This window comes from Anaerococcus vaginalis ATCC 51170 (assembly GCF_000163295.1).
Classification (GTDB): Bacteria; Bacillota; Clostridia; order Tissierellales; family Peptoniphilaceae; genus Anaerococcus; species Anaerococcus vaginalis.
In genome coordinates this window covers 38,456-50,057 of record NZ_GG700527.1, presented here as the reverse complement: position 1 = coordinate 50,057, position 11,602 = coordinate 38,456, and the positions used below count along the sequence as shown (strand labels likewise).

The 11,602-nt window shown below is 29.7% G+C and carries 11 protein-coding genes; all 11 read right to left on the bottom strand.

Annotated features, from left to right (window positions below; translation table 11 throughout):
• Nucleotides 1–42: 42 nt before the first annotated feature.
• On the bottom strand, nucleotides 43–402 hold the full coding sequence (locus tag HMPREF0078_RS00295) for a DUF1667 domain-containing protein (protein ID WP_004838013.1): 360 nt from the start codon (nucleotides 400–402) through the stop codon (nucleotides 43–45).
• Nucleotides 399–1,658 (bottom strand): NAD(P)/FAD-dependent oxidoreductase, encoded by a 1,260-nt coding sequence (locus HMPREF0078_RS00290; protein WP_004838012.1) that lies wholly within the window; start codon nucleotides 1,656–1,658, stop codon nucleotides 399–401. The genes HMPREF0078_RS00295 and HMPREF0078_RS00290 overlap by 4 nt, the downstream gene beginning before the upstream one ends.
• 11 nt (nucleotides 1,659–1,669) lie before the next feature.
• On the bottom strand, nucleotides 1,670–3,091 hold the full coding sequence (locus HMPREF0078_RS00285; RefSeq protein WP_004838011.1) for an NAD(P)/FAD-dependent oxidoreductase: 1,422 nt from the start codon (nucleotides 3,089–3,091) through the stop codon (nucleotides 1,670–1,672).
• Between the two features lie 127 nt (nucleotides 3,092–3,218).
• On the bottom strand, nucleotides 3,219–4,724 hold the full coding sequence (gene glpK, locus HMPREF0078_RS00280) for a glycerol kinase GlpK (RefSeq protein WP_039920331.1): 1,506 nt from the start codon (nucleotides 4,722–4,724) through the stop codon (nucleotides 3,219–3,221).
• 11 nt (nucleotides 4,725–4,735) lie between these two features.
• On the bottom strand, nucleotides 4,736–5,308 hold the full coding sequence (locus HMPREF0078_RS00275; RefSeq protein ID WP_004838009.1) for a glycerol-3-phosphate responsive antiterminator: 573 nt from the start codon (nucleotides 5,306–5,308) through the stop codon (nucleotides 4,736–4,738).
• Between the two features lie 263 nt (nucleotides 5,309–5,571).
• Nucleotides 5,572–6,282 (bottom strand): pseudouridine synthase, encoded by a 711-nt coding sequence (locus HMPREF0078_RS00270; protein WP_004838008.1) that lies wholly within the window; start codon nucleotides 6,280–6,282, stop codon nucleotides 5,572–5,574.
• Complete coding sequence (locus HMPREF0078_RS00265; protein WP_004838007.1) at nucleotides 6,263–6,598, bottom strand: PadR family transcriptional regulator; 336 nt, start codon at nucleotides 6,596–6,598, stop codon at nucleotides 6,263–6,265. The genes HMPREF0078_RS00270 and HMPREF0078_RS00265 overlap by 20 nt, the downstream gene beginning before the upstream one ends.
• Before the next feature lie 40 nt (nucleotides 6,599–6,638).
• Nucleotides 6,639–9,227 (bottom strand): ATP-dependent DNA helicase, encoded by a 2,589-nt coding sequence (locus HMPREF0078_RS00260; protein ID WP_004838006.1) that lies wholly within the window; start codon nucleotides 9,225–9,227, stop codon nucleotides 6,639–6,641.
• Entirely contained in the window at nucleotides 9,224–9,727 is a 504-nt protein-coding gene (locus HMPREF0078_RS00255; RefSeq protein WP_232618476.1) for a GNAT family N-acetyltransferase, read from the bottom strand. Before HMPREF0078_RS00255 ends, HMPREF0078_RS00260 begins: the two co-directional genes overlap by 4 nt.
• A 124-nt stretch (nucleotides 9,728–9,851) precedes the next feature.
• The gene (locus HMPREF0078_RS00250; RefSeq protein ID WP_004838004.1) at nucleotides 9,852–10,697 is read right to left on the bottom strand and encodes a MetQ/NlpA family ABC transporter substrate-binding protein; all 846 of its coding nucleotides are present in this window, start codon (nucleotides 10,695–10,697) and stop codon (nucleotides 9,852–9,854) included.
• 16 nt (nucleotides 10,698–10,713) lie between these two features.
• On the bottom strand, nucleotides 10,714–11,586 hold the full coding sequence (locus HMPREF0078_RS00245) for a MetQ/NlpA family ABC transporter substrate-binding protein (RefSeq protein WP_039920330.1): 873 nt from the start codon (nucleotides 11,584–11,586) through the stop codon (nucleotides 10,714–10,716).
• Between the last annotated feature and the right edge of the window lie 16 nt (nucleotides 11,587–11,602).

Here is an 11,602-nt window from a genome sequence, read left to right as displayed (position 1 = left end):
ATGCTCATCACTTTTTCTTAGTTAATGCTATTTAATTTGCTTTTACTTTCTATTTGCTGTAGCTATTAATGAAATTCCAGTATCTGCTATATTTTCTATAACTATATCTCCAACATGAACTGGAGCTGTTATACTTGCCTTATTTATTTCATCCATTACTTCGTTCATTTTATTTTTTGGAATTGCATCGGCAGTTTTTACTGAAACTGAATATTCTTTTCCACCATCAAGTTTTACAGTTGATGTAACAACCCTTACTGGATTTTTTACTTCGTTTCTAGCGTAAACTTCTCCTCTTTTACAGGTATTTCCTGTAACATCGGTTATATTTCCTTCTTCATCCATTGTTACTGTCACAAGGCAGCCTAGAGGACAATTTATACAAGTTAAATCCTTTTTCATATTTCCTCCAATTTTATTTCTATTTCTTTTGTATCTTCATTTATATCTTTTTTCTTTAAAATTAAGTTTTCCATCTCTCCTGGAGCATAAACTAATTTTCTTTTCTTTGTTACTTCTTTTCCGTCAACAAACATTTTTAAAATTCTATTTTGATAAACATTGTTTACCCTAAACCTAATTATAGCTTCATCTTGCATGGTGTCTGGATTTATATATTGTGGTAGTGTATAAGAAATTCCATCTCCTGCCTTTAAATAAATTGGCTCTTTTTGAGATTTTTGGAAATTATCTTTAATATAATCTGCTGCATTTTTAGCTGCAAGTTCACTTTCTTCTGTTACATAATCTACCAAATCATGAACGTGCAATACATTTCCTGCTGCAAATACTCCATCAACATTTGTCATTAGCCTATCTGAAACTACTGCTCCTTTTGTTTTAGGATCAATTTCAATTTTTGCTTCTTTAGTAAGTTCATTTTCTGGCAAAAGTCCTACTGAAAGTAAAATTGTATCGCAGTCAAAATGTTTTTCTGTTCCAGGAATTACTTTCATATTTTCATCTACTTGTGAAAGAGTACAACCTGTAACTCTTTCATCTCCTTCGATTGATGAAATTGTTGTATTAAAATAAAGTGGAATGTCAAAATCATCTAAACATTGAACTATATTTCTTTTTAATCCTCCAGAAAATGGCATAATTTCAGCAACACATTGAACGTCTGCTCCTTCTAGGGTCATTCTTCTTGCCATAATTAAACCAATATCTCCAGAGCCCAAAATAACTACTTTTTTTCCTGGCATATAGCCTTCAAGATTTATCATTCTTTGGGCTGTTCCTGCTGAAAATACTCCTGCTGGTCTGCTTCCTGGAATATTTAATGCTCCTCTTGGTCTTTCCCTACAACCCATTGCAAGAATAACTGCCTTTGGTTTTAAAGTAAACATTCCATTTTCTTCATTCATCAAAGTTATGGTTTTATCATTTGCAAAATCTATTACAATTGTATTTAATAAAACATCAATATCTCTTTTTTCAACTTCATCTATAAATCTTTGAGCATATTCTGGACCTGTAAGTTCCTCATTAAATCTGTGTAAACCAAAACCATTGTGGATACATTGATTTAAAATTCCTCCAAGCATTTCATCTCTTTCAACTATAAGTATGTTTTCAATTCCTTCATCATAGGCACGAGCAGCAGCTCCAAGTCCTGCAGGACCTCCACCTATTATTACTAAATCATAATTTTTCATTTAAATGCTCCTTACTTTACATGTCCTTTTATGTAGTAAGAATCTTTTCCATTTTTTACTACATCGTCATAGTCTTCGCCCAATTCTCTTGCAAGTATTTCCATAACTCTTGGCAAACAGAATCCTCCTTGGCATCTTCCTGCTGTAGCTCTTACTCTTCTTTTGATTCCATCAACAGTTCTTGCACCTAGAGGACGATTGATTGCATCTACTATTTCGCCTTCAGTTATAGATTCACACCTACAAATAATTTTTCCGTATCTCTTGTCTTTTTTGATTAATTCGTCGTGCTCTTCTAGACTTAATTCGCTAGTTTTTGGAGTTGGTTTTCTGTCATAAGTGAAATCTTTGTTTTCTTCTAGATTTAATTTTTCACTTACAAGATTTGCCATATATTCTCCAATAGCTGGAGCTGATGTAAGACCAGGGGATTCAATTCCTACACAGTCAAAAAATCCATCAAGGCTTTCCTTTAAAATAAAATCTCCGCCCACTTCATGAGCCCTGTTTCCAGAAAATGAAGTTATAACCATTCTTACAGGAACATTTTTTACAGTGTGATTTGATTTTTCTATAACTTCTTCAATGTGTTCTCTTGTTGAACGTCTGTCGTGCTTATCATCTATAAAGTCAGAAGTTGGTCCTACAAGAGTGTTGTTATCGATTGTTGGAGATACCAAAATTCCCTTACCTTTTTCAGTAGGAAGATTAAACATAACGTGGTTTACGAAGCCTTTCGTATCCTTATCTAAAAGTAAATATTCTCCACGTCTTGCTTTTATTTCAAATTTTTCATCTGAAACAGCATTGTGAATTTCATCCGAATAAATTCCAGCTGCATTTATAACTGCCTTAGTTTGGTATGTATTATTTTCAGTTGAAACTTCCCAATATCCATCTTTCTTTTCAGTTTTTACAACTTTTTCGTAAAATTTGTAATCAACACCATTTATATTTGAAACTTCTGCAAAGGCAATATTCATCAAAAATGGATCAACAATTCCCGCCTCTTTTGCATACAAAGCAGCCACAACATCATCTGTTATATTTGGTTCCATTTTTAAAACTTCTTCTCTATTTAAAATTTCCATGCCAGAAACGCCGTTTTCAATTCCTTGATCATAAAGAGCTTGCAATTTTGGCATATCTTCTTCGCTATGACAAAGAACAAAAGTTCCAATTTTTTTGTAAGGGAAAGATAATTTTTTGGCTTCATCTTCCATCATGTGATTTCCTCTTACATTCATTTTTGCCTTCATTGTTCCAGGTTCTGCGTCATAACCGCCATGGCAAATTGCTGAATTTGCTTTTGAAGTTTCTGTGCACACATCTTCATTTTTTTCTAAAACTAGAAATTTTCCTTTTTTCTTTGATAGTTGGTAGGCAATAGAAGTACCCGTTACTCCTGCTCCTATAATTATTGCATCAAACATATTTCTTCCTTTCAAATAAATTTAAATGAAAAAAAGCAAGTTAAAGTAGGACCTACTTTAACTCGCTTTCTCATCGTCTTATTTTATTGTTATATCTATTATATTACATTATATAATCTTTGTAAAATTATTCTTCGTAATGATTTGCCCAACCAAAGGCTCTTTGCATAGCTCTTTGCCAGTTTCTATCTTTTTTATCTCTTTCTTCAACAGAAATTTCTGGTGTAAATTCTCTATCAACAAGTCTGTTTTCTTTAATTTCTTCAAGATCTTGATAGAATCCTACAGCAAGTCCTGCCAAATAGCAAGCACCTAGAGCTGTTGTTTCAAGAGTTTCTGGTCTTTCTACTTTTGTTTGAATCATGTCAGCTTGGAATTGCATTAAGAAATTATTTGCACTTGCTCCACCATCAACTTTTAATTCTTTAAGTGGTGCGCCAGAATCTTTTGCCATTGCTGTTAATACATCGTTTGTTAAATATGCAAGTGATTCAAGAGTTGCTCTTACTATATGGTATTTGCTAGTTCCTCTTGTAATTCCTACGATTGCTCCTCTTGCATAAGCATCCCAATATGGAGCACCAAGTCCTGTGAAAGCTGGAACAACATAGCATCCATTTGTATCATCAACTTTTGTAGCCATATATTCAGTATCATCAGCTGCATCAACAATTCTTAATTGATCTCTTAACCATTGAATTGCAGAACCTGCAACAAAGATTGAACCTTCAAGAGCATAATTTACTTTTCCTTCTTCAAGTCCCCAAGCAATTGTTGTTACAAGTCCATTGTCAGATTTTACAGCTTCTTCGCCAGTATTCATAAGTAAGAATGCACCTGTTCCATAAGTATTTTTTGCATCACCTTTGTTAAAACATGTTTGTCCAAACAAAGCTGCTTGTTGGTCACCTGCGATTCCTGCTATAGGAATTTCGCCATCAAAATATCCAGCAAAAGTATTTCCATAAACATAGCTTGATGGTTTAACTTCTGGAAGCATACATTTTGGAATATTTAAAATTTCTAGAAGTTCATCATCCCATTCAAGAGTATGAATATTAAATATCATAGTTCTTGATGCGTTTGTATAATCTGTTACATGAACTTTTCCACGAGTTAAATTATAAATTAACCATGTATCAACAGTACCAAATAAAAGCTCCCCGTTTTCTGCTCTTTCTTGTCCATTTTCAATATGGTCTAAAATCCATCTAATTTTTGTTGCTGAAAAATATGGGTCAACTACAAGACCTGTTTTATTTTGAATTGTTTCTCTGTAACCATCTTCTACTAATTTGTCAGCCATATCAGCTGTTCTTCTACATTGCCAAACGATTGCATTATAAACTGGTTTGCCTGTAGCCTTTTCCCAAACTATTGTTGTTTCTCTTTGGTTTGTAATTCCTATAGCTTCAATGTCTTTTGATTCAATACCTAATTTTGCAATTGCTTCAGTACAAACTCCAAGTTGAGTAGACCAAATTTCTGTAGCATCATGTTCAACCCAACCAGGGTGTGGGAAAAATTGAGTAAATTCTTTTTGAGCAACAGACATTATTTCGCCTTTTTTGTTAAAAATAATTGCTCTGTTACTTGTAGTTCCAGCATCCAACGCCATAATATACTTTGTCATACAAACTCCTTTTACATTTTCCAAACATTATAATTTGATGATGATACAGCAATCGCCTTTGAATTTAGGGCATCAAAAACATCTTTTTTATCTCTAATAAGCCCTCCAGCAATAATTGGGATAGATGTTCTTTTTTCTATATCATCTAGTATTTTTGGCATAATACCAGGAAGTATTTCAACAAGATCACAATTTGCTTTTTTTAAAGTTTCTTTTACATTTTTATAGGACAAGGAATCAAGTACAAAAAATCTTAGTATGGATAAAAGTCCTATTCTTCTTGCGTAAGCAGCATTTTGACTTCTTGTTGTAATAATTCCATCGGCATTTGTGTATTTTTTGATAAATGATGAAGATAATGATGATGAAGAAAGTCCTTCAATAAGGTCTTCATGAACAAAAACAATCTTGTCATGGTCTTTTAATTTTTCAACAATATTGGTTATATTTTCAATATTTCCATAAAGAACAAAAACTATTTTATTATTCTTGTAATCATCTTTAATACATTCTTTCAAATCCGTATTATCTTTTATTGCCATAATACAAGGATTATCAAAAAGCAAATCCACTATATCAATCATTTTTCCTCCAAATACACAAAGCGAGCCCTATAAAAAAATAAGTGCTCGCTTCTCCAAATATATTTATTACAACCTCATTGTAGCACATAAAATTTATAAATGCAAACAATTTCATCTAATATTTTTTATTTTTTTAAATTTTTCTCTTACCATTGTAAATTCATAGATTTTTTTATTTTTTAATTGTTATTTTTTAAAATAAAATCTTGAAATCATTTTAAATTTTAAATTTTTCAAATAAAAAAGATGGAAATAATCCATCTTTATTGTTCTTTTGTAAATAATTCTTTTTCTTCTTGTGTAAGTTCTCTGTAATCTCCTGGATTTAAGGTCTTATCTAATTGCAATTTTCCTATTGCAAGTCTTTTTAGTTTTACTACTTCGTTATCGTTATTTGAAAATAATCTTTTTACTAAATGAAATTTTCCTTCTGTTACGTAAACGTAGGCTTTTTTATCTTCAATTATTTCAAGCTTTGCACTTCTTGCGTAATAATCATCTTCTTTTATATATACGCCTTCTTTAAAAATTTCTACAAGGTCTGGGTCTATTTTTTTTGATGTTTCTACCTCGTATTTTTTCCAAATATTTGAATTTGGACTTATTACTCTGTGGATAAATTTTCCATCGGTTGACATTAACAAAAGTCCTGTTGTATCTTTATCAAGACGACCTGCTATTGCCAAATCTAAATTTAAATAAAATTCATCCAAGTCACTCATTACAGTTCCATCAAGTTCGTTTGATTGGCAAATTAATCCTTCTCTTTTGTTCATCATTATATAAATATTTTCAAAATAATCGACAAGCTCTCCCATATAGATTACTTCGTCAATATTTGGATCAACTTTTACTGATGAATCTTTTATAATTTCTCCGTTTATTACAAGTCCGCCTTTTTTTGCATTTTTCTTTATATTTTTTCTAGTATCAAGATTGGCGTTTCCAATCATTTTATCTACTCTCATTATCATTTTTAACTCCTAAAATATTTCTTACATTTTCTTCTAATTCTAGGAAATCTTCTATAAATCCTAATAAATATTCTTCGCCTTTTGCTGTTATATAATAATACTTTCTTTTTGGTCCAACTTTTGATTTTTCTTTTGAAGAAAATATAAGACCTTTTTTTGATAATCTTTGCAAAATAGGATAGACTGTAGATTCGGTCATATTATAAAAACCGTTAAGTCTTAGGGTTTCTACAATTTCATATCCATAAGTTTCTTTGTCTTTGATTATTTTTAGAATTACCCCTTCGATAACTCCTTTTAACATTTGAGATTTCATTTTATCACCTAAAAAAATTGTATTCTTTAGTTGGACTTAATCAAGTTCTTTTGCAAAAATGCGCCATAGGGCAAAATTTGCATTGTCTTTTATCTTGCGTTTTTATTTCAATATTTTTTTCTACTATATTTTTTCCTATTTCGTCTATATTTTTCATATCAAAATCCGATTTTTCTACTTCTATAAGTTTGTCTTCTTCAATAAAATATAAGATCATTTTGTTTACTTTTTTATTATTATAAACTAACAAATTGTAGTAAGTAAGTAGTTGGTTTTTGTAGGAAATTAAATTATTTTCATCTACCTTTCCAGTTTTTATATCGATAATTGTTCCATCTTCTAGGATTATATCAATATTTCCTTGCAAAATATAGGAAAATCTATCAAGTTTTATGTTCATTTCCGAATATTTTATCGGAAAATTTCTATTTACAAAATTTTCAATTGGCTTTTGAAATTCTTTGTTTTCCTTTATAAAGTCATTTATTGCATGGTAAGAAAGATTTTCTTTTTTTAAATTTGTAAGATATTCGGTAAGACTGTGAACTTTTGAACCAAATTCCAAAGATTTAGATTTTTCTTTTTTAAAATCCAAAACTCTTATAAATTTATATTTTAATGGACAAGATTTGTAAATTGAAATATCGGTTGTATATGCCAAAATTTCTTTTTTTACAATATCTTCTTTGAATTTAAAATCTATTGTTTTTAATATAGAAGACGAATTTAATGAAAAGGCAAAATTTTTAAGGTAGGAATTTTTGGAATTATCCAATAAAACCAAAAGATTTTTTGCTCTGGTAAAGGCTGTATAATACTTCCTATAATAATTTTTTAAAAAATCACTTTCTTTTTTCGCTTCAAGTTTTGGGCTAAATGCACGCATATCCTTTCTTGGATTATCATTTAAACTTGATACAAAAACCACATCATATTCAAGTCCTTTTGCTTGATGAATTGTAGAAAATATTACAGAATTTTTTGGAGCATCAAAATTTTCAAATTCACTTATGGCTGAATTTTTGAAAAGATAAAATATATATCCATAAATTAAATCCACTGATTTTTTGTAATAATTTATATCATAGCCACAAAGATTTGTAAAATCTGATAAAATTGATGTAAATTTTCCAATATTTGAAAGCTGTCTTATCGAATTTAATTTGTCAATTTTTTTATCCAAAATCTCCCTAAAAATTTCAAGTCCAAAAGCTTTGTATAAAATATCTGTGTAGGATTTATTTTCTTCAATATTTAATTTTTCTTCCTTTATAAAGGCATTTAATTCTTCGTTTTTTGTAAATTCTTTATCGTCGAAAATGCTAGCAAGATATTTTTTGAAATTCGTTTCTTGAGTCCATTTGTACTTATCTGGATTTGAACCAGTAAGTTTTTTTGGTTTTTTTGAAAAAATTGAAATAAGAACATAAAGGCAAAGTCTAATTTCTCTTCTTTTAAAAAACAATTTCGATGATTTATTTAAAACATTTATTCCGTGATTTTCAAAATAAGTTTGCAAAGATTTTGGATAATCACTATTTAAAGACGGAAACAAAAATGCTATTTGGTTCAAATTTATTTTTTTGTTTAAAAATTTTACAATATTTTCAATATTTTCATACTCATTTGCCCTAGCCCTTACCACAGAATTTTCATTTTTTTCGCCATCATTTGCCCTAAGATTTTTTATTTTTTCAAGGTCAAAAGCTTTAGAATTTACAAGAAACTCTCTAGATTTATCAATTATTTCCTGATTAGACCTGTAATTAATATCAAGATGATAAAAATTCGCCTTTCTTTTCATCTTCATCTTGCAAGTTTTGTCAAAATCTCTCAAATTTTTAGGACTTGCTCCCCTAAATGAATAAAGAGCCTGATCATCATCTCCAAAAACCATAAGATTTTTGCCCTTACAAAGGCTAAAAGAAATTTCTTCTTGGATAGTATTTGTGTCTTGGTACTCATCAATTATTACAAAATCAATCCTATCCCTAATTTTTTTTCCATAAAAAGGATCTTTTAAAAGATCATAAAATTTTTTTAAAATCAATTGATAATTTATAAGGTCATTTTCATCAAGAAAATTTGCCCATTTCAAATAAATTTCCAAAGCCAAAATATCACGAGGATTACTAGAGTTACGAAGTTCATCCAAACAAAGCAAATTATTAGTAATATTTGCAAAAATCCCCTGAATTTGTCCGACCTCATTATAAGAAATAAATTTTGAAAAATTTGAAATATTTTCAAAAATATCCATATTTTTTTCAATCAAATATCCTTCAATATGAGAGTCGATAACCAAAGGATCAAAAATTTTATTCGTAAAAGATTTATATTCTTTCAAAAAAGAAAGAGCCAAAGAATGAAAATTTCCAATCAACATATTTGAAGTATCAGCAAAAATGTTCTCCTTTTTAAGACCTGATTCCACTCTTTCAATAAGCTCATTTGCTGCCTTTTTTGTAAAAGTGGTCACAAGGATTTTGTTAGGACTAATCCCGTCATTTTTTATTAAAGAAATAATTTTTTGAACAATTGTAAAAGTTTTTCCCGTACCAGGACCTGCAAGAACAGCCGCAGGATATTTTGCATCTTCCACAATCAATTTTTGTTTTTCATTTATCATAAAATCAACTCATATACAAATCTTTTAGACCTTTTAATTTTGTCATCAACAGTACAAATTCCAATTTTTTCAAAAGAAAATTTTTTAATTAAACTTTGCATTTTAAAATTATCAGGATGAGTGTCAATCCTAATCGAATTCATTTTTGAATTTTTCCCATAAGAAATAATTTCTTCAAAAAATCTATTAGCAAAGCCCTTACCTTTTGCACTTTCTTTAACACTCAATCTGTGAATAGTAAAAAATGGTCCATGATTTTTAAAATCCTTTTCAATATTTTTGTAATCTTCTTCGTAAGATTTTTTCAAAAAAGCAAAAGCTAAAATTTCTCCATCTTCTTCATAAACAAAACTTTCTCCCGTCAAAATATTTTGTAAAATCCCCTTTCTATCAGGAAGTCCATTTTGCCATTGATCAACTCCATCTTTTTTCAAGGCTTTTTTCCCATCATTTATTATTACCATTATTTCATCTAAATCTTTAATTTCTGCTATTCTCATACAACCATTATACATTAAAAAATTTTTTATTAAATTCTCAAAATTTCTTTTGGTTTTGAAAATAAAAAAGCTATGAGCAAAACTCATAGCCTATATATATTTAAGGGGGTCTTATTTAATTTTTTTACCAAGCAGGAATCCATGCTCCTCCTGTTAGTTTTTCGTAGTCTTTTTTTGTATCATCTGTTTGATAGTAATTTTTCACAAAATCATTTAAAACTTTTTCGTCTTTTCTTTCTTTTTTGGCTGCAAATACATTCACATAAGGGTTTGTGTCATCTGCTTTTGATTCTTCAAATTTTAATGCTGGATATTCGGTTGCAATTTTTGAATCTAGAGCGAATGTATCATTTACTATTGCAAGGGCAGCCGAATCAAGATTTCTTGCTGTTTGTGCTGCATCAACTTCTGTGATTTTTAAATTTTTTATATTTTCTTTAATATCTTCAACTGTTACTGGATCGCCTTTTTCTCCTTTTACTTTTATAAGTCCTGCATCTTGTAATAAAAACAAGGCTCTTGCTCCATTTGATGCATCATTTGGAATTACTATTTCGTCATTTTCTTTTACTTCGTCTAGTGATTTATATTTTTTGGAATAAATTCCAAGTGGTGCAAGCATTGTATTTCCTATTGAAACAAGGTCTGTCTTGTGGTCTTTGTTAAATTCTTCTAGAAATTTTTTGTGTTGGTAAGCATTCAAATCAATATTTCCAGATTCCAAAGCCTCATTTGGTTGGTTATAATCTGTAAAAACTACAAGCTCTACATCATTTCCTGTTTTTTCTTCGTATCTTTTTATAACTTCATTTAATACGTCGTTATATTCTCCAACCACACCGATTTTTATGCTTTGTTTTTCTTTTGCTTTTTCGTTTGAATTTGATGTATTTTTTTCTTCCTTGTTTCCACATGAGCTAAGTCCTAGGAGTAGGGCAAGTCCTAAAGCAATTTTTCCTATTTTTTTCATTTTTTATCTCCTTTTTTTATTTCCAAGCTGGGATTTCTGATCCCTTTGTTTCTTTTTCTATTAATTTTTTAGTTTCTTCTGTTTGATAATAATTTTTTACAAAATTTTCTAATGTTTTTGAATCTTTGTCTTCTTTTCTTGCTGCAAATATATTTACATAAATTGCTTTTGCTGGATCGTCTTTATCTTCTAAATAAATTGAATCTTCTGTCGGAATAAATCCAGCATCTACTGCCATACCAGAATTTATAACTGATGCGGCAACTTCTGTAAGATTTCTTGCTGTTTGGCTTGCATCAAGTTCAATTATTTCCAAATTTTTTGGATTTTTTTTGATATTATCAAGAGTAATTGCATCTCCTTCTTTTCCTTCAACTTCTATTAATCCTGCTGATTGTAAAAGAAAAAGTGCTCTTGCTCCATTTGTTGGATCGTTTGGAATTGCAATTTTATCCCCATCTTTTATTTCTTTTACATCTTTTATTTTGTCAGAATATATTCCCATTGGTGCAAGCAAGGTGTCTCCAACTGAAACTATATCTGTTTTGTGTGATTTATTATAATCTTCCAAGAATTTTTTGTGTTGGAAAGAATTTATATCAATATCTCCAGAATTTAACGCTTCATTTGGTTGGTTATAATCTGAAAATGGTACGATTTTTATTTTCTTTCCCGTATCTTTTTCAAATCTTTTTGCCACATCTTCTAAAACTTCATTTTTTTCGCCACAAACTCCTATTTTGATTTCTTTTGCATCGGCAAATCTGTCTTCACTTTTTGCTTGATTTGATGCAGATGAATTTGAATTTGTATCTTCTTTTTTATTTCCACATCCTGTTAAAGCTAGTACAAGTGACAAGCCTAGGGCAATTTTCTTTAAATTTTTCATCATTTTCCTCCTAATA